This is a genomic window from Motiliproteus coralliicola, from assembly GCF_003345655.1.
Taxonomy (GTDB): Bacteria; Pseudomonadota; Gammaproteobacteria; order Pseudomonadales; family Balneatricaceae; genus Motiliproteus; species Motiliproteus coralliicola.
This window is the reverse complement of record NZ_QQOH01000001.1, coordinates 777,613-804,254: the sequence shown is the minus strand read 5'-3', so window position 1 is coordinate 804,254 and position 26,642 is coordinate 777,613. Positions and strand designations below refer to the sequence as shown.

Genomic DNA, 26,642 nt, shown 5'->3' with positions numbered 1-26,642 from the left:
CCGCTTAGTCGTTCTGCAGTTCCAGCCCCTCGTGGGCCAGCTCGACCGATTCGATCGCCACCTCATTACCGGAGGCTTTCAGGCTGGGGCCCTCGACCTTGACCGGGAAGGCGTTGTGGATTTTCCAGTTCATCACCGGTTCGTGCTCCTCGTTGAGCAGCGAGATCACCAGGTCACGGCGTTCCACGGTGTTGAGCTTGACGGTGTTGAGCCAATTGAAGAACTCGTTGTCGCCGGCGATGATGCCGCGTTTGAGGGTGACGTTGCTGTACTTTTTCAGCCCCGGCATCTTGATGGTGGAGTACTCCGGCAGGGCACCATCGCGGTATTCGATCGGTTGCACTTCCTGGGTCAGCCCCGATACTTCCGAAAATCCGACACGGGTGCCGCCCCACTGAACCACAAAATGAAACACGGGCAAGGGATATAGTTCGGCCATCTGTTTGGCTCCTTTCAGAGGTTAGGGATCAGGAGTTCTGCAACTTGTGGGAGAACTTCAGCACGATAAATTCGGCCGGTCGGACCACCGCCATGCCGATCTCGACATTCATCCGCCCCTCAAGAATGTCCTGGGCGTTCATGGTTACGCCTAGGCCGCAGCGAACGAAGTAGGCATCCTCGGGTTTGGCCCCGGCCAGCGCGCCCTCGCGCCATTTTTGATTGAGGTAGGATTCGATCATGCCGCGTACCTTGACCCAGGTGTTGGCGTCGTTGGGCTCAAACACGGCCCAATCGGTGGACTTCTTCACCGATTCCTCCACCGTGTTGAAGAAACGTCGCACCGCCACATAGCGCCACTCGTTGTCGTTGCCGGCCAGCGTTCTTGCGCCCCAGACCAGGGTGCCTTTGCCCATAAAGGCACGGATCGCATTGATCGATTTGCCGGTGCCGGCATCGACATTGAGGCCATCTTGATAGGGAGTGTCGATCTTGACCGCCGGCTCGATCACATTGGCCAGGCTGATGTTGGCCGGCGATTTCCAGACCCCTCGGTTGCGATCGGTGGTGGCGTAGACCCCGGCCACCGAGGAGGATGGGGGCAGGGCGACGTAGGCTTCCTTGATCTTATTCTTGGCAAAGTTGAAGGCGGCGGTCTGGCTGGTTTCCAGTGTATTCAGGGTGGTTTCCGGGTCGGCACCGACGGTGACCTTGACGTTGGTTAGGTCAGCCTTGGCCTTGTGGGCCATGCTGGTTTTGATAAAGGGGTAGTAGCTGGCGCCGTACTTGAGGTGGTTGCTGCCAAAATAACCACGGTTGGTGGTCAGACCGGCTGGATCCAGCTTGGTGCCGCCCTGGTGGATATCGAAGATGGCGAATCGATCCTGCAGGGTATTGCACTGAGCCAGCATCGCCTGCACCAGGGCCTGGTATTCGGCCGCGTTGAGCTTGACCGCTTCGGGCACCACCAGCAGGGTCGGCTCGTCCTCGTTCTGCACCGCGTTGATACCATCGAGCAGACCGGCGTTGACGGTGACATCGTCGCTGTCATCGCCGCTGTTATCGATCACCGCAGGGCTCTGGTACAGCCCCACCGAGACCACATAGCACTTGCCGCCGCCGTTATCGAAGAACATCTTCATCGCATACCAGAGCAGGTAGCTGGGATCGGGCGGGGTGAAGCTGCTGGTGACAAAGCCGTCTCCGCTGGCGGCGATGCTCAGGCTGATCTCATCAAAGGCACAGTCACCGTAGTACTGTTCAAACTCGGTCATCGAAGAGATCCGGGTCGGTTTGAGGATCAGGTCATTGGCGGTGCTTCTGGCGGCTTTTTCGGTATAACCGACAAAGGCGGGAATCGCGGTTTCCACCTCCGCCACCGACGGGGGGAAGACCGATATTTCCTCTACATAGACGCCTGGGGTTTTATAGGCTGGCATGGATTGACTCTCCTACGCTTTGGCAACGTTGATGAAAAAGTCCGCCGTGATGCTGTTACGGCCGGGGGTCGGCAAACTGGCAATCAAAACCTCGCCACCCAAGCGCAGCTGTAACTTTTTAGGGCCATGCTGGCGTCGGCTGACGACGGTTTGAGAGTGAAATAACACCACCTTGGAACCACCGTCGTGCAGCAGGGCTGCATCAGTATGGGCCTGGGTGAAGTTGCTCGATTCGACACGGGTAAAGTTGATTTCAGCTCGGGACTGCTCGGCAAATCCGGCATCGGCCAGCTGCAGGTGGTCGAACTCGGTATCGGAATAGTTTTGCGCGACGACGTAATAGTTGAGGGTGTCGTTTCTGGCGCTGTAATGGATGTTGAACGTCGGTGGATTGCCGTAGAACGCCGGCTGAATGATCAGTTCAACCAGTGCGATCAGGTTGTGCGGTATCCGGGGCAGATAGATGAGCCGCATTTCGTGGGATCCGGAAGTGCTGGTTTCGGTGATTCGGTAGAAGCCGGCACCGTATTGTTGCAGCAACAGGCTATGGGTCGTCTGCTGCGCAGTGCTGATGCTGTGTTGCTCGATCAAATTCCCCTGGTCATCGTTCAATGCCAGGGTGAGCGGCCGTTCGTTCAGCTGCACGGGATAGGCAAAGCGTCCCGGCACCCGATGAGTGGATTGAGCAGGCGCCAGCGACAACGGATCGATATGGTTGCGGTACAGCGGCAGGCGGTCGTCCGCCAAAGGCAGCTCGGTCAGGGCTGAGAAGGCCGGATTGACCGTGGTAACCGACAGCAGCAGTCGCTGGCCGGCCAGGCTGTGTTTCGGCAGCCCTTGATCGTCTTGCGGGTAATACAATGACAGGCCGCCTGGCTTGGTGTATGTCTTGATCGAAGCGGCCTTCAACAGCTGCAGGGTGTCGGCGCTGGGTTCGATCTGTAGATCCGGGCAAGGACCCTGGTAGTAATCGTGGGTCAGGTTGAGGTCTAACAGTTTGTCAAAACTCATCTGATCCCCCTGACCTTAGAGCGAATGAAGATCGCTGTTAACGGTGAGGACAGGCGGGCCGATCTCGCTACTCATATCCTGCAAACTGATCACCCGCATCTTATAGAGCACCGAGGGCAGATGTTTACCGCCCAGATAAGCCCAGATCTGGTTGAGTTGATCGTAGCTTGGCGATTGTAGATCCAGGCTCAGGCGCTCGACCGCTGGGTCGAGGGCAGGGTGCCGATCGGCGCTGAAAGCGGCGTTGGCCTGAAAGAAATTCAGCGTGTGGGACAGGTATTTGAGCGCCTGGTCGTAAACCGAAAAACGGGCGACAAACATCAGATAGAGATTGAGGTGTAACTGAGGAGGAAGCTTGATCGACTTGCCGTCGCGATACTGGCTGTCCGGCAACTGCTGCCGGGAAGCCGTTTCCTGCTCCAGATTAACCAGCGTCAGAACCAGGCTTTCCTTGGCGAAGGCATACTTGCCGTTATCGTCGATAACCTGTCCCAATGTCACCACATCATCGGTCACCCCGGTGCGGGCTTTGAGGTAGGCGTTGAGCTCGTCGACGACAAACTTCAGAGCGATATCCAGCATATCCCTTCACTTTTTATTGTTCTTGGTCTGACCAATCCGCTTTACAGCTTCAACAACACAAGTGAGCAGGAACTGCTGATCAACTTCAAAGTGAGAATAGTGGAGGTGTATAGGCCCTGCAACTTCAGCCCGAGATATTGTTGATCAAAATCGGGCTGGAAATTCTGCAGGTTACGGCAAAATTTAAACAGTCGTTTGGTGGCTATGACTGTTTTAGCGTAGTCCGGCTTAGGCGGCCGGCGCTGTCATTCGAACAGCGCTTATCAACGAGGTGCGATAACAATCGCCAGGGCACAGATAATGACCAGGACGATAAAGTATTTGGAGAAGTTCTTGCGAAAATCACTGGGGCCTTCATCTGCAGGCAGGCCGCAGGAGGGGCAGGACTGTCGGGACAGCGGGTACTCGCATTGGCAGTTGGAACAGGTTCGGGTCTGGTCTGGCTGGGTCAAATCATATCCTCCGCTTGGAACCCCAGGTTGCATGGCAACAGTCTAACAGGCCATCGTCCACTATGGCTTGACCGAGGCTAAGCGGATAGGTTTTTTCATGCTTTGCTCGGTGGATTTTCGTGATCCAGCACTCAAACGATAAGCCCGTACTTGCGCCAATGTCCGACTAAATAACTCTGCTATTGTTTATTCACTCGCTGCCGGATGGCAACCCAGTTTGTATTCAGTTGGAGCAGATCGTGAAACTCTGGCTTCTCACCTCGGTCCTGGTGATCGGACTGCACGTTTCTCAGCCAAGCCTGAGCGAGGAGATCTGGAAAATTGCTTCGCTGAACTGGGAACCCTATTCCAGCGCCAGCATGACAACCCAGGGTAACGCCATTCAAAAACTACGAACCCTGCTCAAACAACGCAATATTACGCTTTTGGTCGATTTTTACCCCTGGGAGAGGGCCAAACGGGTCGCCAGGAGTGAGGAGTATGTGGGGTATTTTCCGGCTTGGCCGGAAGAGGTTCTCGATGGCTTCGTTGCCTCGCCGACCATCGACTGGTCGTGGATAGGGGTATTGAAAAGGGCGGATAAAGGGCTTGAGTTTCGGCTGCTTGAGGAGCTGTTCACAGGTTACAAGGTCGGGATGGTCAGCTCCTATGTTTACCCGGAAGAGATCATGCAATTTACCCGCGGATCGGAACATAACATCGTCTATGCGCCCAACGAGATCTCGCTGTTGAAGATGCTGGTGGCAGGGCGACAGGATTTTGCCATCACCGACCCCAACGCGATGATCTACCTGTCCGAGCGTGATGGTATCGGTGAGATCGAATTGGTCAAAACCCTGCTGCAAAAGGAGCTGGTTATCGCCATGCGGGACGGGGCAGACAACCAGCACCGAATCGAGCTGATCAACGAACTGCTCCAAGACGATGAAGACTAGTTTAGCTCGATTGTCGCCGCTCATCTGTCCAATTCAAGTTGAGCGGCGACGGACAGCTTGATGTTAGAAAAGCCTGATCGGCTGAGGTCGATCAGCCCTGTGTGCTGCTGCCCAGCATTCGACGGATAGTGGCATCGCGATCCAGCAGGTGATGCTTTAAAGCACCCAGGATATGTAGCGCGACAGCGATCACCAGAACATCGCCGGCCAGGCTATGCACAGCGTGCGCGAAATCCGCCACCGGCTCATTGATTGCAACAAAATCGAACGGACCTTCAGGGCCGGTGTTGGTTGGGAACAGTTCCACCCCAAAGGCTTCAACGCCGTAGCCGCCCATCGCGTTCATGACAATACCGCTAATGGGCATAGCCACGGTACCCAAAATCAAAATCCAATGGGTCGCTTTCGATAAAGCACGTTCGATTAGGGAGTAATCGCCCACATGTTTAGGCCAGCCCTGTTTGATGCGCCATGCGATCCGGATGACCGCGATGCCGAAGACCAGGATGCCGAAGGATTTGTGCCAGGAGTACAAGGCAAAGGTTTCAGTGCTGGCCATATAGATCCCGCTTGCCAGCAGCATGATCATCAAGAAAGCAATCACCCAGTGCAAGCGTATGGTCGTTTTTGAGAGTCTTGAAAGCGTGTCGTTATTCATGATCCCACCTCTAAGATATTGATGTGATTTCTTGTGCTGACTAGATTGCACTAGGCGGTATTAAGAAGGTGTTAATTGATTGCTCCGTGATCAGTTTTCGCGGATGGTCACTGCACGGTTGATTTACCGCTGCTGTCGAGCAACCATCTCCCGTCTCCCTTTATGTCCCGGATAAACAGCGAGGGAACGGCTACCTCGATTGGTCTTGATAATTCTTCCAACTGGCGCTTTTCGGCGGGGCGTAGAAACACTACTGTACGAGCTGTTTGGAGTCCTAACATAAGAAAGAGTGGTATTGATGAGAGCCTGGTTGGTGGCCTGCTTGGTGGCATTGTTGCGTGGATTTGGCCAGCTGTTGTTCATGCCCCATACCGGGGCTGGGGCACTGGTGATGCTGGGCATCCTGATCAATTCGCCGTTGATGCTGATGGCAGCGCTATTTGGCGGGACCGGCGCTACCTTGATGGGCCGCTGGACAATGTCGGCAAGAGAGTTCAATCAGGGGCTGGCCGGGTTCAACGGAACCCTGCTGGGGTTGGCTGCGGCTCTGCTGATGCAGCCTTCGGCGCTGCTTTGGGGGCTGGTGTTTGTCGGCGGCGGGATCAGCGCCTGGTGCTTTAACTGGGGGATGCAACGAAACCTGCAGCTCCTGACGGCCCCCTATATTGTGTTGATGCTGCTGATCTGGTGGCAGATGACCACCTTGGACCAACCAGATGGCGGCCTGCAACTGCACTGGCCGGATGCCGCTGTTCTCTCCGGCGCTATGACGGGAGTCGGGCAGATGGGGTTTCAGGGTAGTTTGCTGTCGGCACTCTGTATGTTTGCCGGGCTGTGGTTGGGCAGCGGCTGGCGGGCGGTTGGCTGGGCATTTAGTGGAAGCCTGATCGGCGCTCTGGCCGGTTATCTGGTTGGGACAGACCAACTGGCACTAGCTATCGGCCTTGGTGGCTATAACAGTGCACTGATTGCCGTGGCCCTAGGTGTCGTTTCCGGGCACCACGTCAGAAGCTGGCAACCCTGGCTTGGCATAGGTGCAACGACGGCGTTAGCGCTGGGCGGATTGCAACTGGCCTTGATTCCATTGCTGACCATCCCGTTCGTACTCTCAATGTGGCTGGTAATCGCCATTGAGCGGATGAGGCTATCAACCTGATCGATAGTTATGCGATCGAAACAGCACAGGGGGTGGTTATTCGGGCAACCGACCACTTTTCTTCAATCGCCGGGTGACCATCTGGTGGTAGCAGCGAGCCAGCAGAGGGCGGATCACCGGCAAGCCGATCAACCAGGCCAGCGGCTTCAACCAGACAACCCGTCTCATCAGCACGATGTAGGCATCCAGTTCGGAAAGCACTTGGCCGTCATCCGAGATGATATGTAGTTCGGTCAACGCCTTCTGTGGGTCGACGCCCATCCGCCGAAGCTCATCCTCCCGGTTCGTGATGTCGAGCCAGAGGACTTTCCCGGGGCTTTCGGCTGCCATTTTTTCGTAGTTATCCCGGTCTTTAACGCAACTGGGACAGGCGCCGTCGTATAAGACCGTGATTTTCTTGTTCGCTTGGTTCACTTGCTACCACCTTGCCTTGCCCCGAACCGCCGTGACCCACGCATAGGTCAACCAACCCAATTCGAGTATCTCTGTACTTAATTGTAGTGTTTGGGTCTAACCTCTCACCACGAAACGACTGCAATTCCCTCTGCGTTCGCTGTTGTCTTTTTGACCTTCTTATTCCCCGTTTTTCTTCTATTGACGCGTTTAGCAATCGAATCACTGACTATTCCTGAGCTGTTACTCAGCTCTTCATTGGAAGCATTGAGCGCCTCCATCGTCGCACGCCTGTGGCTGAAAATGTCAATTAACGGACGGTAATGGTCAAGCCCCAGTAACTGGGGCTGGGTAGAGTGAGTAAAGGCCAAAATAAGAACAAGAGGATAAAATATGTTTTTGCCTCCACGCTGTGTGCGTCATCCACTGGCTGTTGCCGTAGCCAGTGCCTCGGTTTCTCTGCTGACTTCCGGTCAAGCGCAGGCTATCGATCTCAATTTTGATCCTGAAAGCGACTGGTCAGGGCAGCTCGATGTCACTTTGGGGTATGCAACATCCTTCCGTGCTCAAGACCGAGATCCAGATATTGTCGGGTTGGGCCAAAACGATCTTTCTGAACTCCGGGTTCCCGACAAAGGCGATCGAATTTCTCAAGTGTTCAGTGCCGCCTTCGAGCTGGGATTGGACTGGAGAAATTATGGCCTGAATGCATCAGCTGTTTACCAACATGACACCGAAATAATGAGCGGTGATTCGATCGATCCGTTATCGACAACCACGTTTGGTGGTGTCGGTGGTGGCAGTAACGATTGGAGCGATGCGGCTGAGGATCACGCTGGTAATACGCTGGATCTGCTCGACGCTTATGTTTACGGCTCTTTTGAGTTGGCTGATAACCCGCTGGAAGTCCGGGTCGGCAAGCAGGTCATCAACTGGGGTGAAGGCCTGTTTTTCCTGGATGGTATCGGTGTTCAGGTGCCGCTTAATGTCAACAAGCTGACTACGCCGGGTTCTGAACTCAAGCATGCCTACATCGGCAATAACGCGTTCTATGCACAACTGGGGGTGGGCGACGAGAGCTCGATCGAGGCCTATATCCAAACCGAATGGAACCGCGCCGAGATGCCGCCTCAGGGCACCTTTTACGGTGTTGACCCGCTTTACCGTGGCGGTTCCGAAAAGATTCAAGGTTCCGGCGCTGCGTTGGGCTTGCCTGGCGATGTGTCTTATCGCGACGGCGATGATGAGGCCAGTGACAGTGGCCAGTGGGGTGTCTCCGGAAGAACTGTCCTGGGCGACACCGAGGTCGGTCTCTATTACAGCCGCTACCATGAAACCTTCGCTTTTGCCGAGTCCACCTTCGATGCTACGGCGTTTGGGGCATCGGGTGGCGCGGTTTGCTCCTTCACATCGGCGCTTTGCGCGCGGCATATCTGGCCCGAAGACCTGGATATGTTGGGTGCCAGCTTCGCCACCACCCTCGCGGGAATTGCGGTAGCGGGTGAGATTGCCTTCCGTCCTGACCGTCCATTGATGAACCTGAATGCCGGGGTTGGCGCTTTCGGGGCGGCGGCCGGCAGCCAGTCGATCGAAGAGCACGACACCCTCAGTGCGTCGGTTAACGCCATCTGGCTCGGACGCGGCGGCTTTGCCGGTATCGATTCGCAGCAGGTGATCGCCCAGTTCGGTGTGGATCATATCGGTGGTGATACCAGCAATCTGACCCCTCATAACTCGGTCTCTCGCGATAAAAACAACCACAACCTAGCAACCACCAAGACCGCCGATTCGACCGCCTATGGCGTGGCGGTGCAGTGGGAAGGTACCTGGCAGGCGGTTCGTCCGGCGACCGATCTGACGCTTAGCGTTTTCGTACAACACGATATCAACGGTATCTCGCATTTCTACGGCAACTTTGCCGAGGGTCGGACGCAGGTTGCGACCACGTTGACAGCGGATATTGGCTCGGAGTGGGAAGCCTCGCTGGGTTACATCTACGTCGATCATGAAGAGTCGGACTATGAGGATCTCGACTCGATCAATTTCTCCGTCAATTACAAGTTCTGAGTTCGTTGCTCAAACGAAGAGGTATGACCATGAATAAGAAAACAATGTTGAGCCTGGCTCTCTCTGTGGTGATGACGGGTTCAGGTAGTGTATTGGCCGCCGTATCCGCCGAGGAAGCAGGGCGGTTGCAAACTCAACTGACCCCGATGGGGGCTGAACGCGCAGGAAATGCCGACGGTACCATTCCAAGTTGGGACGGTGGAATCACAGACGCGCTGCCCGGTTGGCCCAACGCTAATAACGATCGACCCAACCCCCATGCGGATGATGAGGTGCTGTTTACCATCACCGCCGCCAACATGGCTGATTACGCTGACAAGCTGACTGAAGGCACCAAGGCGCTGCTGCAGGCTTATCCCGAGACGTTCAAAATGAACGTTTACCCCAGTCGTCGTACCGCGGCCTTCCCTGAAGCGGTGTATCGGGAAACCGCCAATAATGCGCTAACGGCACAGCTTTCTAACGAAGGACGCACCCTGACCGGTGCTTGGGCAGGTATTCCATTTCCTATACCGCAAAACGGCCTTGAGGTGATCTGGAATCATTTGGCTCGCTATCAAGGGATGTCCTACAAAGCGGAGATCAATGAAAACCAGGTATTCAATAGCGGTGACCGCCAGGATTGGTTCTCTAGCATTCAGGCCGTCAATCCCTATTACGACCTAAGCGTCAGCGAAGCAGATCGTGCTGACGGGATCCTGCAAAAAGGGGTGGTGACGGTGCATAAGCCGTCACGGGATTCAGGCGAGGGGTACCTGGTACTTGACCATACCGACCTGGCGAGAAATCCGCGTAAAGCCTGGACTTATGATCCTGGTGAGCGTCGTGTCCGCCGTGCGCCGAACCTGGCTTTTGATACCCCGGATCGGGCGCTGAATGTCTATGACGATCTATTCCTGTATCTGGGATCGCCCGAACGTTATGACTGGAAATTGATCGGCAAGAAAGAGATCTACATTCCTTACAACAACAATCGCCTTAACTCGCCGAACAACCGTTTGGAAGATGTTACTCACAACGACTACATCAATGCAGAGTTGATTCGGTATGAACTGCATCGGGTCTGGGTCGTTGAGGCAACTGTAAAAGAGGGGCAGCGTCACCTCTATCAAAAGCGGGTGAAGTATCTTGATGAGGATACCTGGAATGTCATCGCTTCCGATCGCTACGATGGCAACGGAAACCTATGGCGGGTCGGGTTCAACTATCCGGTGGTGGCCTCTGAAATCCCCTTGACCGGCGTCGGTTTCTTCGCAAGTGCGGACCTGAAGAAGAACGGTTATTACGTGATGAACCTGGTTGCCGGCGGCAAAGGGTTTGAGTTTAACGGTAAGGCTCCGGGCGATGCCTACTTCTCACCGGCCGGCCTTCGTCGCCGCGGTCGATAACCCCGCTTGGGCTGCTGTCCGTCCCCCTTCCGGTACAGCAGCCTCTCACCCCTTAGCAACCTCTCTCGTGATTCAGTTTTCAGGTATTCCCATGTACAAACCCGTGGATCTATTAACCCAATTTTCTGGCTTACAAGGAATGTTATGGGTCGCTCTCGGCGTATTGGTTTTGCTCGGTACCGCCGAAGCCAGGACCTACCGTGATCCCATCGATCTACCTGCCCAGTTCTCTGCGGCTGCTTCCCAATCCTTGCTGCTAGATATTGTGAACCGATCCGGCCGTCTTATCGCTGTCGGCGAACGCGGTCATATTCTTTTTTCTGATGATCAGGGGCTGAGCTGGAGGCAGGCAGAAGTCCCAACCCGATCTCATCTCAATGCCATCGCTTTTTCGGATGAAAACACCGGCTGGGCGGTCGGTGAGGACCAGGTATTGCTGCAAACCCGCGACGGAGGGCTTAGCTGGTCGCTCGTCAGTGACGGAAGAGATGCTGACCAGAAAGGGCCTTTGTTGGATATCCATTTCAACAGTCAAAGTGAAGGCTTTGCCATCGGGGTCTTTAACAAGTTACTTCACAGCCGGGATGGTGGACAGAATTGGCTGTCCTGGGAAGCGCATATCGACAATCTCGACGAGTGGCACCTGTTCGCGATAGCCGCAGGACAAGAGGGGCATTGGTATATCGCTTCAGAGATGGGGCTGCTGTTCCGTTCCGTCGATGGCGGCGAAAGCTTTGCACCGATTCAGACCGATCATGGTGGTTCGTTCCACGGCATATTGGCACGCCCGGGCGAAGACGGTCTTGATCGCGTGGTGCTGTTTGGTGTGGGAGGGGTGCTCTATACCTCCGTCGATGGGGGCGAGCAGTGGAAACGCGTAAACACTGGCACCGAAACAGGCTTGGCGGGGGCGACCTGGCTGGCTGACGGTTCGGCGTTAATTGTCGGTGCCGATGGGCTGATTTTGCTGCTTAACTCGGAGCTTACCCAGGTCAAGCAGCATCTCATTGAGAACGGTTTGCCGTTGAGTGCCGTCTCCCTTACCGAGAATAACCGGGCCACGCTGGTGGGATTGGGCGGTGTGCAATCCCTGTCAATTCAAGAATTCCTGCCTTAGAGGTCCCTATGACGCGGCTTTACCACTACGAGTTTTCCCGGTTAACCCAGGCGATATTCCACTACCGCGGGTTGATCCTGTTACTGAGCGTGTTTATCACCCTGTTTCTGGGTTATCGGGCGGCTTTTGTTGAACCGGATACCCGGCTTGAACGGTTGATACCCGCCACCCATGAATACGTACTAACCGGTAGAGAGTTTATGCGCGAAGATCGCTCGACCGGGGGCAGCTTTATCCGTGTCGCGGTAGCCAGCAAAACAGGTTCGGTTTTCGATTACCAGTATCTCAACACCCTGCAACAGATCAGCGATGAGATCTCGCTGCTTGATGGGGTTGATACCGCAGGGCTCAAATCTCTTTGGTCACCAAGCATGCTGTGGTTTGCGATTACACCCGAGGGCTATTCGAGCGGCCCGGTAATCGATAACAGCCAGTTCGCCGACACGCCCGAGTCGAGAGCTCAGATCCGCGTTAACACGCTCCGGGCAGGCATCGTCGGCAGTTACGTATCAAACGACTTCACGGCCTCAATTATCGATTTTCAAGTGCTGCCGGCAAACCCACGAACGCGACAGGCGCTGGATTACAATGCTTTTGCCGATGAATTGGAACGGGTGCGGAGCAAATACCAAAGTGATGACCTGCAGATCCATATTATCGGAGACGTGAAGAAAGTTGCGGATCTGGTAGATGGTTTCGAGCAGATTGCGCTGTTCTTCTTAGCCGCTGCACTGATCACCCTGGTACTGCTGTTTAAATACTCCCGTTGTCTTAAGTCGACACTGGTGCCGCTGGGCTGCTCGCTGGTCGCAGTGGTCTGGCAGCTGGGTATTCTCAACCTGCTGGGCTACGGCTTGGGTGTGTTTTCCGTGCTGGTGCCGTTCCTGGTGTTTGCTATCGCCGTGAGTCATGGCGTGCAGGTGATCAACGGGGTTGCCCATGAGGCGGCTAAGGGGCGCTCACGAATTGCCGCCGCGAAGGTCACCTTCCATCTGTTGCATCGCGCCGGCCTGTTAGCCTTGCTGAGCGACGGTATCGGCTTCGCGACGCTGTTCGTTATCGATATCGGTGCCATTAAGGATCTGGCCATGGTGGCCAGTGTCGGCGTGGCCCTGGTCATTATCTCCAACCTGCTGTTGCTTCCGATCGTGATGTCCTATGTCGGTGTGACCCAAGGCTGTATTGACCATGCCCAATACAAGCTGGAGGAGCGTTCGTCGCTGTGGGAAGGACTGGCCCTATTTGCCGATCCGAACATCGCACGCCGCACCTTGGTGGTGGTGGCCCTGCTGATCGCGGGCGGCGTCTATCTAAGCCAGGATTTGAAGATCGGGGACCTGGACAAGGGGGCGCCAGAGCTGCGAGCGGATTCCCGTTATAACCTGGATAACAACTTCATCACCGACAACTTTTCGGTCAGTACGGATTTGATAACAATTTTCGCTGGTACGCCTGACGAGGCCTGCGAATCTTACAAAGTGGTCGATCTGGTTGATCGTCTGGGTTGGGCGCTGCAAAACACCCCGGGCGTTCAATCGGTCAGCTCGCCTGCTGTGACGGCCAAGATTAACCGTTATCTAGGCAACGAAGGCAACTTGCGCCTGATGGCTCTGCCCCGTGATGAACGCGTATTGACGCGGGCGATGAGTAAGATCGGCATTGTCACTACCGATGATGGTGGGCAGTGCAATCAACAGCGCTTACATATCGAGCTGGCTGATCATAAACAGTCAACCCTGCTGGCAGTGACTGACACCGTGCACCAATTCGCCGCGGAGCACGACGACGCGGACGTCTGGTTCCGACTGGGAGATGGCAACGCCGCCTATGAGGCGGCAACCAACGAAGTGATCGAGAAGGCGCAGAATCAGATTCTTATCTACGTCTACTCGGTGGTTGCGCTGATGTGTTTGCTGATGTTCCGCTCCTTCCGCGCGGTGATCTGCATCCTGGTGCCGCTGGCACTGACATCACTGCTGTGCCAAGCGCTGATGGCGCAGCTCGGTATCGGCATCAAAGTGGCGACCCTGCCGGTGATCGCGTTAGGCGTCGGTATCGGGGTGGATTACGGTATCTACATCTACAGCCGCTTGGATTCCTACCTGAAGCTGGGCCATTCGATGCGAATCGCTTATCTGGAAACTCTGAAAACCACAGGCAAGGCGGTTTCCTTTACCGGCATGACGCTGGCAGTGGGTGTGGCTACCTGGATCTTCTCACCCATCAAGTTCCAAGCGGATATGGGCGTGCTGCTGACCTTTATGTTCCTGCTGAACATGATCGGTGCGTTGACGCTGCTACCCGCATTGGCTGGCCTGTTACTGCGACAAGCCAGTCAGACCGCAGGCGCTCCCAGTAGCGCTGATCAGGATGGCGATAAACCCGTGTTGGCGGACGCACAGATCGCGGCAACAGAACCCCCTGCAACCGGGCATACCAAAACCTTGGCCGGCTAAAGAACCTGTCGATGGAGCGGGGGAGTCATCATCCCCCTGCTGCACAAACAGAAATCAACGAGTTTTCGACTCTAGCAAGCAATCTCTATGAATCGCTTGGGGTAGAGACGCCCTGGGCTGATCGAACGGACGAGTAAGGATGAATTATGCAAACGAAACAGATTCCACCCGCCTCATCGGCGTATGCCTACCCTTTGCTGATTAAAAACATCTTGATGTCGAGTCAGCGCCATTTACAGCAGCACAGAATCAATTACCGCGGCCAAGACCAGTACGACTATCAAGGGTTCCAAAAGCGGGTGTGCAAACTGGCGAACCTGCTGACCGGCCTGGGGGTTAAAGCTGGTGATACGGTTGCCGTGATGGACTGGGATAGCCATCGCTATCTGGAAGCTTATTTCGCCGTTCCCATGATCGGTGCGGTGCTGCACCACGTCAATGTCCGTCTGTCTCCCGAGCAGATTGCCTACACGATGAACCATGCCGAGGACAAGCTGGTCATGGTTCATGAAGATTTCCTGCCCTTGGTTGAAACCACCCAGTCGCTGTTGAAGACCGTTGAGAGTTACGTGCTGTTGGCGGAGAACGGCCCGGTCGATACCTCACTGCCGATTAGCGGCGAATATGAACAATTGATGGGCTCAATGCATGACGGCTACGAGTTTCCGGATTTTGATGAAAATTCGATAGCGACCACGTTCTATACCACCGGTACCACCGGAAACCCCAAAGGGGTCTATTTCTCACATCGTCAGTTGGTGCTGCATACCTTGCAGGCCGTGGGCACCCTGGCCAGCGCGTCGGGTGAGGCGGTGATCAATGTGGATTCGGTCTATATGCCGTTGACACCGATGTTTCATGTTCATGCCTGGGGCATTCCCTACGTTGCCACGATGCTGGGCGTCAAACAGGTCTATCCGGGCCGGTATGAGCCGCAAAAAATCCTGGAGCTGATTCGCGCCAATAGGGTCACGATATCCCACTGTGTACCGACCATTCTGCAGATGGTCCTGGCCGCAGCCAAGGCCCAAGGGGTGCGCTTCGATGGCTGGAAAGTCTGTATCGGGGGGAGTGCATTGACGCCAACCCTGGCGCTGCAGGCAATGAGCGAGGGGATTAACATCTTCACCGGCTACGGCATGTCTGAAACCTGTCCGATCATGAGTCTATCAATGCTGAACGCTGAGATTCTCAACATGGAAGGAGCCGAACAGGTCCGCTATCGCACCATGGCAGGGACGCCTGCCGGCATGGTAGATCTCAGAATCCAGGCAAGCGACGGTCAGTTTCTTCCTCACGATGGAGAGAGCATGGGAGAGATTGTCGTGCGCGCGCCCTGGTTAACCCAGGGGTACTTCAAGGAACCGGAGAAAAGCGAGGAGCTCTGGCTGGGGGGCTGGCTGCACACCGGCGACATCGGTGTGATCAGCCCGGATGGGTTCCTGGAGATCAAAGACCGCATCAAGGATGTGATCAAGACCGGCGGTGAGTGGGTCAGTTCTTTGGAGCTGGAAACCTTGATCTGTGAATCGCCCTATATCGCCGATGTGGCTGTTATCGGTGTGCCCGACGACGAGTGGGGTGAGCGCCCGGTCGCCACCGTGGTGCTGGCAACCCCCGGTACCGCGTTCAGCAAAGAGCTGATCCGAGAGCACCTGATGCAGCATGTCAATTCCGGACGCATCAACAAATGGTGGATTCCTGAGCAGGTCGACGTTGTCGATCAACTTCCCACCACCAGCGTCGGCAAAGTCGACAAAAAGAAAATCCGCAGCATGGCGCTGCCTGCGTGAACTGACGGAGGAGGGTTGTTGATTATGCGCCTTCGCCGCAATAACCCTTGTTAAAACCATACCGGCTGGTTGCAGAGTTCAGATGGCCAGCCGGTAACACCTGTATCACGCCCCCACCAGGTTTAAAGACCGATCAACCCTACAAAAACAATAACCAATAGAAAGGCCTTACTGATGTGGAATTATCTTTTGTTACCCGTGATCGGGTTAATGAACCGCCGTTCGTACCTGAGTAAGTTCCTGCTGGTCAGTGTGATCTACCTGCTCCCGCTGTTGGTCTTGACCTACCTGCACCTGGATCGGACCCTGACGGAACAACGCCGAACAGCGCAGGAAATTGAAGGATTGCAGCAGCTGCGCCAGGCCCTGTTGGTGACGCAAAGCGCGATAGATTATCGCGACTTGCAGGTCGCGCTTAATCGGGATACCTCAGCCGTCGATGAGGTCTCATCCGATCGTTTTAGTAATGCCGTCAAACAGTTTACGTTAGCGGTAAAGACCATGGACCAGTTTGAGCTGGAAGCAAAATCCGGGCAGATACGCTCGCAGTTGTTTAGCTTATTAAATCGTAAGTTAAGTGCATCGATAAGTGACCAACGGTCACGCTTCCAGTGGAGCGACAAGCTGGTACGCGAGAGCTGGAATCTGGTCAGGCAGGTCAGTGACGATGCTGGTTTATCGCGAGACCGTGATCCTGCTAACCATACCCTGATGAAACTGGTCCTCGACGAGATGGAACCCTTGCTGGCGGGCCAGGGGCAACTGCGCAGCTTTGGTACCTATACGATCCGACAGGGAGCAATGAACTCAACGCTGGAAATGATACTCGACCGTTTGATCGACACCCTGGACAAAGACAAACAGCGGATTCAGGCAGCCACGAGACCTTTGCTTGACGGGGAGTCGGAATTCCTACAGCAGCAGACCCGGGAACTGCACCAGCAATTTGAGCGTAGTGGCTTGCTGCTGGAAGATGAAGTGTTGCTGGCCGAGTCTATCGAGGGCGAGTGGGAAACGTTCTTTGATGCTGTGTCGGGGATCAATCAGTCGGCATTTGCGCTTATCGAGGCCAGTTTGGACCGAGTCAACGACAAGCTGGTTGAGCGAGAACAGCAGCAACAGGCTGAGTTCGGGATTTTACTGGCAGGCGTGCTGCTGGTGTTGCTGGTCTCCAGTTATCTAATGGCGGGCTTCATTGTTCAAGTACGCCAGAGTATTCATACCATTCTTGCTTCTGCACGGCTGGTTTCCCGTGGCGATCTGACCACCAAGGTTGTCCTCGATAGCCGTGATGAACTGGGCCAGTTGGGGCGCGAATTTAACCTGATGATAGAACGAATTCATGACCTGATTGGCGAAGTTGGTACCACCACTGAGCTGGTTACCGATCAGGCCGGGGCGGTGGCCGTGATCGCCGGGCAAAGTTCCCAGTCGGTGGAGCTTCAACGCAGTGGTACCGAAGAGGTAGCGACGGCGATGGGTCAAATGGTCGCCAGTGTCCAAGAGGTAGCACGTGGCGCCCAACAGGGGTCGGATCAGGCAGGCCTGGTCAATAAACAGGTGAATCGTGGTCAAGAGATCGTTCAGCACACCCTTGCGGAGATCAATCAGCTCTCCCAGGATATCGGTGATTCAACCCACGTCATAGACAGGCTGGCCGGTGATAGTGACAACATTAGTCGCGTGCTCGACGTGATTAAGACCATTGCGGAACAGACCAATCTGTTGGCGCTGAACGCAGCCATAGAAGCTGCCCGTGCCGGCGAGCAGGGGCGAGGTTTTGCGGTGGTGGCCGATGAGGTGAGAACCCTGGCCCAAAGAACCCAGGATTCGACCCAGGATATCGAGGAGATCATCTCCCGACTTCAGGCCGGCATCAATGATGCCGTTGCAGCGATGCAGACCAGCCAGCGTAGCGTGTCCCAGACCGTTAACCAGTCCGCCGAACTGAAGTTGGCCTTGGACGAGGTTACTGCCGCGATGGGGCTCATTCTTGAGGGCAGCCTGCAGATTGCGAGTGCCGCTGAACAGCAGACCGCTGTAGCCGGCGAGGTCGATCAGAAAATAGCCGCCATCAGTACGCTGGGTAATCAGACCGCGGAAGGGGCCAAGGAAACAGAACAGGCCTGCCAGCAGATGCAGCAACAGAGCGGTCGCCTGGCAGCCGCGGTATCTAGTTTCAAAGTCTGATCCTGGCCAGGTTAAGCACGAGGATCATGCCGAAAGAACCCGGGCATTTAATTGCCGGATTCTCACGATTCACCAACGGCGATGGGATTGACTCAGACTTGCGAAGTCAGTGAGTGGATCAGTCGTCGGACTACAGCGCTGATTTTCTGTATTGCAAAGGGGTTTGTCCGGTCAGTCGTTTAAAGAAACGATCGAAAGCACTGGTTTCGGAATAGCCGAGCATCAAGGCGATATCGGTAATACTGGAATCGGTGTTGATCAGGGCATCCTTTGCCACATTGATCACCACTCCGTTGCGTAACTCACGGAAATTAATGTTCCTTTCCTTTAGCTGCCGATTCAGCGTCCGCACTGACATATTCAGATGTTTGGCGATATTTTCGGCGCTTGAGGAGTCATCACCAATGCCGGTGGTGATCAGAAATTTAACGTGGCGAATCAGATCCTTGCTGCTTAGCTGATCAAGTAATTGGTTGGCCTGTTGCATCAAAATGGCCAACAGATTGGCATCACCTGAAGGCATCGTCAGCGACAGTACCTCATCCGAAAAATAGATCTTGTTGGCGGGTTGTTCGAAGTGAAGATCGGAGCCGAACAGCCGTTGCAAATTATCGAGTTTCTCCGGTTTCGGGTAGGTGAAGTCGCATCGAAGGGGACACCAGGATTCTCCGGCGGCCAAGCGTATCGTAGTGATCAGAATGCCAAAGCTGAAATCGGTGTCTTGGCGGCTGTCAATATTGGCCAACAATGCCTCTTCGTAGAGGCATTGGCATACCCCCTCGGTCGACGTAAAGGTGTGGCTGAAGTCAGGCGTGAAAACCCGTTGGTAGCGTTCGACGATATCACACAGATCCCCAACCGTCGGGGCGTTACTGGCCAAATATCCCAGCATCCCGAACTGATTGGGTTCGACCTTCTCGGCGATATGGATGCCCAGGTCTGGATCTTGAGTACGTGCTGCTGCCCATTCAAAGATCCGGTTATAGGTTAACGTCGGAAGAATTCTTGTCGACGGGTTGATTTCGGCTTCATTCAGTTGCAGCGATTCACGAATCTCCTGTAGATCGATTCCTTTATCCATCAATGATTTAAATAGCCAATTAACAGGGATTCCACTCTTTGTCGCTTGCAGATTGTTATCCGGCATACACAGCATCCGTGATTTTTATTGTGTCTGAAAGTGTCAATTATCGGACAGTGAAGGTCAAGAGTGGCTGGTGCTGAATCGGTAGAGTGATTAGTAGGTAAAAACAATAAACACCCTACGAGGTATCGACGATGAGCTATCGCTTGGATAAAGATTTGGCATTGCGTGAGCGGGCGCAGAAGGTATTTCCAGCCGGGATGTATGGCCACATGAGTACCACGCCGCTGCCGGATAATTACCCCCAATTTATAGCCAAGGCAGAAGGTGGTCGAATCTGGGGCGTCGATGGCTACGAATATATCGATTTCCTGTGCGCCTACGGTCCCAACATCCTAGGATACAAACACCCCAAAGTTGAAGCGGCGGTTCGCCGCCAGCTAGAGCAGGGAGACTGCACCACCGGTCCTTCACCATTGATGCTTGAACTGGCCGAAAAGCTGGTAGAGAAGGGTGATCATGCCAATTGGAGCCTGCTGTGTAAGAACGGCTCTGACGCAACCAATATCTGTCTGATGGTGGCGCGAGCTCAGACCGGTCGCAACACGATTCTAATGGCCGAAGGGACCTATCACGGCACCGATCCCTGGTCGAGCTGGTCCAAAGTCGGCATCACCGATAACGCCCGTGCCGACATTATTACCTTCAAATACAACGACTGCGACAGCCTGGAGCAGGCCGTTGCCAAGGCTGGTGATGACCTGGCCGCTATCATCGTCACGCCCAATCTGCACGAAGTCTTCGTTCCTCAGCAGCTGGTCACACAGGAGTTCGCTCAAAAGGCTCGTCAGCTCTGTAATGACAAAGGGGCCGCCTTGATTCTGGATGATGTGCGCTGCTCCTGGCGTTTCTCCCTGGGGAGTACCTGGCAAACCCTGGGGGTTCTCCCCGATCTCTGTGCGATGGGCAAAACCCTGGGTAATGGTTACGCGCTATCGGCAGTCACCGGCAATGATCGTTTCCGCAGCGGTGCCGCTGAATGCTTCTTTACCGGCTCATACTGGTTCTCGTCTGCAGCTTTCGCTGCGTCCTTGGCCACCATGGAGGCGATTGAAGAAGAAAACGCGATCGAGCGAATGGAAACGGCCGGTAACCAGTTCCGGGCGGGTTTGGCAGACTTGGCCAACGGTTACGGATTCAAGCTCGATCAATCCGGCCCGGTGCAGATGCCGCTGTTCCTGTTTGAAGATGATCCGGAATACCTCAAAGGCGGTTTCTTCTGCAATGAGGCGGTCAAAAACGGTGTCTATCTCCACCCCGTCCACAACATGTTTATCTGTGCAGAACACGACAAGGATATTGTCGATGCGCTGGATCGTTTGGACGGTGCTTTCAAGGCACTGAAAGCCCAGTTCGGCGACGGCTAATCTCTTTTCAGCTTTCTGGGCTGGCGGCCCAGCGACTGCAGCCGCCAGCCTCATTCTTCCATTGCTAGCTATAAAGCTAGCTATTCGAGTTACCTAATAATAAGTCGGAGAGTTGATTGATGAAAAATATAAAATTATTGAAGGTTCCCTATATTCGATATCCACTGGCGGCTGGCCGCTTTATTGTCATCAATATCATCATCAGTTTAATCATTATTTCTATTGGGCATGCTTTCTTTTATTTAACCTCATAAAGGGTTAAAGGTTTTTGATGCTTAAAGAAAAGATAAAAAGGTAAGCAGCTCATGTTGTTAAAATCCAGTTATAAAATCTTGGCAATTGCAGCCGGTTTATTGGTTGCCCAGCAAAGCCATTCAGCAACGCTGTCGGGTAGGGTGGTCACCACCGAGCAAACAGCCTTGGCAGGGGCTATCGTGACCCTGTGGAATGAGGCCAAGAACCAGAAACTCAGCACCTACACCGATGCCCAAGGCCGGTATCAGCTCGAAACCGACTTCACCGGTAAGGTAACGTTACGCGGACGCAGCCCCTATTACCGGGATACTAATCTCGACTTAGAGCTCACCGATACGACGGTTTTGAAACAGCATCTGTTGTTGGAGAAGCTAACCGACGAGAAAGAGATCTCTGACTCACTGCCAGCATCGGCACACGTGGCCAAATTGGAGTTTGACGGCGAGGGGCGCAGTGCCTTTATTACCCAGTGTAACTATTGCCACCAACAGGGCAACATGCTGACGCGCAACCCGCGCACGGAAGAGGCCTGGAGTGATACGGTCAGGAGGATGGAGGGGTATTTTGCCCTGCTGACCTACGAAGAGCATAACCAGGTGGTCAAGGCGCTGCACGAAGGCTTTGACGGATCACCGATCAAGGTCAAGCAGACCCAGGACTACTCACCAGAACTGGCTCAAGCAACGGTCCACGAGTGGCATGTAGCGGGCCCACTTTCCTTTGTTCACGACGCGGTAGTGGGACAGAACGGTAACCTTTACGGCCTGGACGAAGGAACCGATATCGTCTGGGAGCTGGATCGGGAAACCGACGAGATTACGCCCCACAAAATTCCGGGCGGGGAAGGGAAGGATCGAGGCGGTCGATTCAGTGGATTCCAACTGCCGATCGGCATTTTCAGTGGTTACCACGGCCCCCATAGCGCAGCACAGATCGAAGATGGACGGATGTACGTCACTAACGCTCTTTCCGGCACCATCGGCGAATTCAATCCGGAAACCGCCGAATGGATAGTGCATGATATTCCAGAGGGCTTCTTGTGGCGAAAGGGCTTGTATCCACACACCATCCGAGCAGACAAAGATAACAACGTCTGGTTTACGGTGTTGGCGTCCAACATGGTATTGAAGATGGACACCACCACGGGTGAGTTTACCGAAGTGGACCTGCCATCCAATGGTGCGCTTCGCTGGGCGACCGATGTGTTTGCCGGCTTAACTTTCAAAATCGGTGAATTATTTCCAGAGGCAAATTCCGCTCTGTTCCTGAGTCACCACAAGTGGCTGAACCAAGGCCGTGATATCTACAACTGGCCTTACGGTATAGATATCAATCCGGTCGATGGCGGTATCTGGTACGGCAAACTGTTGGCCAATAAGATCGGTCATATCGATCCGGATACGCTGGAAGTGACCGAGTACGACACGCCATTTAAAGGCCCGCGTCGATTGCGCTTCGGTAAAGACGGCATTCTGTGGATTCCGTCATTCGACGAAGGCATGTTGATGGCGTTCGATACCAAGACCAAGACCTATGAAAATATCGCGTTGCCGGTCATGTCCGAGAACGAGTACGAGGTCCCCTACGCGCTGAACGTCCATGAGCACACCGGTGATGTTTGGATCGCCGCCAACAATTCGGATCGCGTACTACGCTATATCCCGTCGGAGAAACGCTTCATCAGCTACCCGATGCCTAGCCGCGTCGTCTGGTTCCGTGACTTCGAGTTCACCAAAGACGGACAGGTTTGCACCAGCAACTCGAACCTTCCCGCCTATGCCCATGAGGATGGGGTGCCGGCCTTCTTCTGTATCGACCCAGAGGGTGTCGGCAAGCTACACAATGATGGCCATTTTGCCGCGAACTAGCTTCCAAGACTCAGCGGCAAAGGGATAGGCCGCTTCACGTATCTATCAGGTTGACCGCCGGGATGGTTTGAACCGGCACCGGCCGTATCCTTTCCAGAGTGGAAGGTCATTGATGCGGCTATTCAAACCAAATGACGATCCTCGTTGCCACTTGGGGCCGGCTGCCAGTCGAGGCTGGAAGCTTTATCGGTCGGCCTCCTTTTTCACACACGCATTTGTTCACTACCAGTTTGTCAGCGGCTATCGGGTAGTCGCGGAATCGGTCCGACCTTGCACCTGCCTTAATACCTCCCTAACGAAGCTAGGAAAAACCGTGATGAAACCGTTGTCGGCTCCCAAACGAGCATTTATCACCGGCGCCGGCAGTGGCATCGGTGCTGACGTAGCCAAGCGACTGGATAGTATCGGCATCGAGCTGATTATCAGTGGATCCAACTCGGACAAGTTACGTGCTTTGGCGGCTGAGCTTAATCAACAACCCACCATCGAAGTCGCAGACCTCAATGACCGTGGCCAAGTGCAACGCCTGTGCGTCAAGCTTAAATCGGACTATGAGGGATTGGACATTGTTTTCATCAATGCCGGCGTTGTTGAAATCGGTTCCTTCATCGAGCGAGATGATGATGCCATTGATAGAGAGATTGAAATCAATCTGCGGGCTGGCTTGCAGCTGATTCATGCCTGCCTACCTGGCATGGTTCAACGCCAGCAGGGACATATCCTTGCTACCTCCTCAGTCGGCGGAGTACTCGCCCTGAAGGGCAGTAGTGTCTACTCCGCCACTAAATTCGCGTTGCGGGGCTTCCTCAGTGCACTACAGCAGGAAGTCATTGGTGATGGTATCAAGGTGTCCGGTATCTACCCGGGAGCTATAGATACGAACATGTTGCGCCATGAGGCCACCCATGGGGGGAGCGCGCTTAATTTCTTAAACGAGCCAAAGAAAGTCAGCGATGTCGGCGAGGCGTTTATGAAGGCGTTGAAGACGGGAAAGTTGGAAACCTATATTCCATATAGCGACAGTATCAGCGCCCGTTTGCTGGGTGTAATTCCCTGGGTTGTTCCCAGATTACTGCCATTGCTTGAAAAAATAGGCGAGCGGGGGCGAGATCGATTTATTAAATCTCGAGGATTAAAGACTAATCGGTGATATTGAATAATGCCGTTTAAGCACACTCGACAGCTTTCTTAATCAACATCAAACCAGCACCAGTAATTCTGTCGCCCAAGTATTCATTACTTTGATCAAATCAAAATTTGTCAGCGTTCAATATGGCCGAAAGAATCAATTATTAGATCGCTAGGGTCAATTATTTAAAAGGCCCCGATGCTACCGTGATTTTGTATTTGTAGCTCCATATTGAGGATTAACCATGACAATAATAAAAGCTGAGCAGATCATGCTTAACGAACCCGCCCATGCCCGTAAAGCGCATGATGAACGTTTCGCCATGGGTAGTGCCTTTATGAACGGCAGTTACTGCGGTTTGCACGAGGCGGGAGTTCCAATTGTTGACATGGGCTTTATGCATGCCGATGCCGCCTATGATGTGGTCAGTGTTTCCAAGGGCCAGTTTTTCCGACTCGAAGACCATCTGGAGCGCTTTGAGAAATCCTGCGAAAAATTTTTGCTCATCAACCCATATTCGCGTGAACAAACCGCAGACATTCTGACAAACCTGGTCAAGCTGGCGGGCACCCAGGAAGCTTACGTCTGGTGGTGTGTTACCCGCGGAATGATGCCCGCCGATCGCGCCGACCTTGAGTCATACCAACCGGCATTCTATGCCTTCGTCATTCCCTATCTGTACATCGCCAACGATGAGCAGCGTACTCGGGGGCTGGATGTGATGATCAGTAAAAATTACATCCGCATCCCACCGAGTTCGGTTGATCCGACCGCCAAGAATCTGCATTGGATGGATATGAAATTATCGATGATCGAGGCAGTCATGGGTCAGAAAGACTGGTCGGTCCTAACCGACGCTGATGGCAACCTGGCCGAAGCGCCAGGCGCAAACATTTTCCTGATCAAAGATGGTGAGCTCTACACCCCCGATAGCGGCTGTCTGGAAGGCATTACTCGAAAGACCACGTTGGAACTGGCTCGGGAAGCGGGTATTCCCATCCATGTTGAGCCGGTCATTACCTCACAGTTGCTGGAAGCCGATGAGGCGTTCATTACCTCGACAGCTGGCGGAATCATGCCAATCAACAGCGTCGATGGCGTCGTTCTCGGCGACACCGATGGTCCGGGAGAGATTACCACCGCTTTACACAACCGTTACTGGGAAAAGCGCTGGGGCGGTTGGCTGGCAACTACTGTCGATTACGACACGTCGGTAAATCTGTAACAACAGGCATAGCCTGGTTAACCAACTAAGCAGGATCTCCGATCAGGTTTGCGCCCGGTTCGACCCGAGCAGGGCGCCGAACGACCGAACTTATTGGTATTAATATGACTAACGCAGCGTCACAGATCGACCCGTCGGCAGTAGGCATGAAAACCAACCATCAAGGGGGTGCCTCGCTTGGCGCTCTTCTGGAGCGTCAGAAAGCCGCTTTTAAAGCCGATAGCTATCCATCGCTTAAGGAGCGTCAGTGGCGGCTTAAAACCCTCAAATCAGCCCTGGTGAAAAATCGTGACGCCTTGCTGGCGGCGTTGGACCAGGATTTTGGCGGACGTTCACACAACGATTCCATGTTGCTTGACCTGATGCCGACGCTGGAGGCGATCAGCTATAACCGTCGTCAACTTAAAAAGTGGATGAAGTCGAGTAAGCGACAGGTTCCGCTAACGTTCCAACCGGCTTCGGCGCAAGTGGTTTACCAGCCGCTCGGCGTGGTGGGAATCGTCACACCTTGGAACTTCCCGATCCAGCTGTCCTGCGGTCCCTTGATCACAGCCTTAACGGCAGGCAACCGCGCGATGATCAAAATGTCGGAATTTACGCCGGCGACCTCAGAGCTACTCAAACAGATAATTGCCGAGGCTTTCCCCGAGGACCTGGTGACCGTGGTAACCGGTGGGGCTGATGTGGCGGCACAATTTAGTCAATTGCCCTTTGACCACCTGCTGTTTACCGGCTCTACCACAGTAGGTAAGCATGTGATGGCGGCAGCGGCTAAGAATCTGACCCCGGTCACGCTTGAACTGGGTGGCAAGTCACCTGTCATCGTCGACAAGGGTTTCCCCATCGCCGAAGCGGCAGAACGGATCTGCTTTGGCAAGTCGGCCAATGCTGGCCAGATCTGTGTCGCGCCAGACTATGTGCTTGTACACAAAACGATGCTGACTCAGTTTGTGGAGGCATATCTAGCGGCATTTAGAAAGATGTATCCCGATGCCGGAAAGAACCGCGAATATACCGCCATCGTTTCGGAAGCACAGCACCGCCGCTTGATGGATCATATTGAAGATGCCCGTCAGAAAGGGGCGATCGTATGGACACCGTTTGATATCACGTCCACCGAAGGCTCGCGCCGGATGATCCCGCATTTGGTATTGAATGTGTCCGAAGAGATGTCCGTGATGCATGAGGAGATCTTCGGGCCGATCTTGCCGATTATCCCCGTTGACGATGTCGACGAAGCCATCGACTTTGTCACCCAGCGTCCCCGCCCGTTGGCTCTTTATTACTTTGGCAACAATCGGGCCACCCAGGAAAAGGTGATGACGCAGACCCATTCCGGTGGCGCCTGCATCAACGAGGTGCTGCTCCATGTTGGGGTCGATGATATTCCGTTCGGCGGTATCGGTCCTTCAGGTATGGGGCACTATCACGGGCATGAGGGATTTCTCACCTTGTCAAAAGCGAAATCGGTGCTATCCAAGGGGCGTCTGAATAGCATGAAGATGCTGCTGCCGCCGTACAACAGCTGGTTCAAACAACGGATGCTGCGCTTTTTAAGTGGTGGGTAACAGGGATTGAC

The 26,642-nt window shown here is 54.3% G+C and carries 21 protein-coding genes; 13 read left to right on the top strand and 8 right to left on the bottom strand.

Translation table 11 applies throughout. The features are described 5' to 3' along the window. Window positions 1–4 precede the first annotated feature (4 nt). The 5 genes from DV711_RS03565 to DV711_RS03545 all read right to left on the bottom strand — a co-directional run bounded on the left by DV711_RS03565 (window position 5) and on the right by DV711_RS03545 (window position 3,922). A complete protein-coding gene (locus tag DV711_RS03565; protein ID WP_114694265.1) occupies window positions 5–439 on the bottom strand; it encodes a phage tail protein in 435 nt (144 codons plus the stop codon). Window positions 440–467: 28 nt separating this feature from the next. Continuing rightward, the gene (locus tag DV711_RS03560; RefSeq protein WP_114694264.1) at window positions 468–1,877 is read right to left on the bottom strand and encodes a phage tail sheath family protein; all 1,410 of its coding nucleotides are present in this window, start codon (window positions 1,875–1,877) and stop codon (window positions 468–470) included. Between the two features lie 12 nt (window positions 1,878–1,889). Beyond that, window positions 1,890–2,888, bottom strand: a complete 999-nt coding sequence (locus DV711_RS03555) for a hypothetical protein (protein ID WP_114694263.1) — start codon at window positions 2,886–2,888, stop codon at window positions 1,890–1,892. 15 nt (window positions 2,889–2,903) lie between these two features. Next, complete coding sequence (locus DV711_RS03550) at window positions 2,904–3,470, bottom strand: Pvc16 family protein (RefSeq protein ID WP_114694262.1); 567 nt, start codon at window positions 3,468–3,470, stop codon at window positions 2,904–2,906. Between the two features lie 263 nt (window positions 3,471–3,733). Beyond that, on the bottom strand, window positions 3,734–3,922 hold the full coding sequence (locus DV711_RS03545) for a hypothetical protein (RefSeq protein WP_114694261.1): 189 nt from the start codon (window positions 3,920–3,922) through the stop codon (window positions 3,734–3,736). Window positions 3,923–4,161: 239 nt separating this feature from the next. Here DV711_RS03545 and DV711_RS03540 point away from each other — a divergent pair, with 239 nt between their 5' ends. Next, the gene (locus DV711_RS03540) at window positions 4,162–4,857 is read left to right on the top strand and encodes a type 2 periplasmic-binding domain-containing protein (protein WP_133297393.1); all 696 of its coding nucleotides are present in this window, start codon (window positions 4,162–4,164) and stop codon (window positions 4,855–4,857) included. A 91-nt stretch (window positions 4,858–4,948) separates the two neighbouring features. Here the strand turns inward: DV711_RS03540 and DV711_RS03535 are convergent, their stop codons facing one another. Then, the gene (locus tag DV711_RS03535) at window positions 4,949–5,515 is read right to left on the bottom strand and encodes a cytochrome b (RefSeq protein WP_114694259.1); all 567 of its coding nucleotides are present in this window, start codon (window positions 5,513–5,515) and stop codon (window positions 4,949–4,951) included. A gap of 298 nt (window positions 5,516–5,813) precedes the next feature. Here DV711_RS03535 and DV711_RS03530 point away from each other — a divergent pair, with 298 nt between their 5' ends. Beyond that, the gene (locus DV711_RS03530; RefSeq protein WP_114694258.1) at window positions 5,814–6,671 is read left to right on the top strand and encodes an urea transporter; all 858 of its coding nucleotides are present in this window, start codon (window positions 5,814–5,816) and stop codon (window positions 6,669–6,671) included. Between the two features lie 36 nt (window positions 6,672–6,707). Here the strand turns inward: DV711_RS03530 and DV711_RS03525 are convergent, their stop codons facing one another. Continuing rightward, window positions 6,708–7,085: a thiol-disulfide oxidoreductase DCC family protein gene (locus tag DV711_RS03525; RefSeq protein WP_114694257.1), complete on the bottom strand. Its 378-nt coding sequence runs from the start codon at window positions 7,083–7,085 to the stop codon at window positions 6,708–6,710. Between the two features lie 372 nt (window positions 7,086–7,457). Between DV711_RS03525 and DV711_RS03520 the strand changes: the two genes are divergently transcribed. From DV711_RS03520 to DV711_RS03495, 6 genes are all read left to right on the top strand, one after another. Further along, window positions 7,458–9,131 carry a DUF1302 domain-containing protein gene (locus tag DV711_RS03520; protein ID WP_114694256.1) on the top strand — a complete coding sequence of 558 codons (1,674 nt, stop codon included), beginning with the start codon at window positions 7,458–7,460 and terminating at the stop codon, window positions 9,129–9,131. A 29-nt stretch (window positions 9,132–9,160) separates the two neighbouring features. Beyond that, on the top strand, window positions 9,161–10,519 hold the full coding sequence (locus DV711_RS03515) for a DUF1329 domain-containing protein (protein WP_165839992.1): 1,359 nt from the start codon (window positions 9,161–9,163) through the stop codon (window positions 10,517–10,519). Window positions 10,520–10,610: 91 nt separating this feature from the next. Next, the gene (locus tag DV711_RS03510; RefSeq protein WP_165839991.1) at window positions 10,611–11,636 is read left to right on the top strand and encodes a WD40/YVTN/BNR-like repeat-containing protein; all 1,026 of its coding nucleotides are present in this window, start codon (window positions 10,611–10,613) and stop codon (window positions 11,634–11,636) included. Between the two features lie 8 nt (window positions 11,637–11,644). After that, window positions 11,645–14,092: an efflux RND transporter permease subunit gene (locus tag DV711_RS03505; protein WP_114694253.1), complete on the top strand. Its 2,448-nt coding sequence runs from the start codon at window positions 11,645–11,647 to the stop codon at window positions 14,090–14,092. Window positions 14,093–14,238: 146 nt separating this feature from the next. After that, window positions 14,239–15,885, top strand: a complete 1,647-nt coding sequence (locus DV711_RS03500) for a fatty acid--CoA ligase (protein ID WP_207802522.1) — start codon at window positions 14,239–14,241, stop codon at window positions 15,883–15,885. A 210-nt stretch (window positions 15,886–16,095) separates the two neighbouring features. Next, window positions 16,096–18,075, top strand: a complete 1,980-nt coding sequence (locus DV711_RS03495) for a methyl-accepting chemotaxis protein (RefSeq protein ID WP_165839990.1) — start codon at window positions 16,096–16,098, stop codon at window positions 18,073–18,075. 130 nt (window positions 18,076–18,205) lie between these two features. On the opposite strand, the gene DV711_RS03490 is transcribed toward DV711_RS03495, so the two are convergent. Continuing rightward, entirely contained in the window at window positions 18,206–19,156 is a 951-nt protein-coding gene (locus DV711_RS03490; protein ID WP_165839989.1) for an AraC family transcriptional regulator, read from the bottom strand. Between the two features lie 197 nt (window positions 19,157–19,353). Here DV711_RS03490 and DV711_RS03485 point away from each other — a divergent pair, with 197 nt between their 5' ends. From DV711_RS03485 to DV711_RS03465, 5 genes are all read left to right on the top strand, one after another. After that, window positions 19,354–20,586 carry an aminotransferase class III-fold pyridoxal phosphate-dependent enzyme gene (locus DV711_RS03485; RefSeq protein WP_114694249.1) on the top strand — a complete coding sequence of 411 codons (1,233 nt, stop codon included), beginning with the start codon at window positions 19,354–19,356 and terminating at the stop codon, window positions 20,584–20,586. 305 nt (window positions 20,587–20,891) lie between these two features. Beyond that, window positions 20,892–22,709, top strand: coding sequence for a carboxypeptidase regulatory-like domain-containing protein (locus tag DV711_RS03480; protein ID WP_114694248.1), 1,818 nt, complete (start codon window positions 20,892–20,894; stop codon window positions 22,707–22,709). Between the two features lie 316 nt (window positions 22,710–23,025). Next, window positions 23,026–23,859 carry an SDR family NAD(P)-dependent oxidoreductase gene (locus tag DV711_RS03475; RefSeq protein WP_165839988.1) on the top strand — a complete coding sequence of 278 codons (834 nt, stop codon included), beginning with the start codon at window positions 23,026–23,028 and terminating at the stop codon, window positions 23,857–23,859. Between the two features lie 223 nt (window positions 23,860–24,082). Continuing rightward, complete coding sequence (locus DV711_RS03470; RefSeq protein ID WP_114694246.1) at window positions 24,083–25,063, top strand: aminotransferase class IV; 981 nt, start codon at window positions 24,083–24,085, stop codon at window positions 25,061–25,063. A 146-nt stretch (window positions 25,064–25,209) separates the two neighbouring features. Next, on the top strand, window positions 25,210–26,631 hold the full coding sequence (locus DV711_RS03465) for a coniferyl aldehyde dehydrogenase (RefSeq protein ID WP_114694245.1): 1,422 nt from the start codon (window positions 25,210–25,212) through the stop codon (window positions 26,629–26,631). Window positions 26,632–26,642 lie beyond the last annotated feature (11 nt).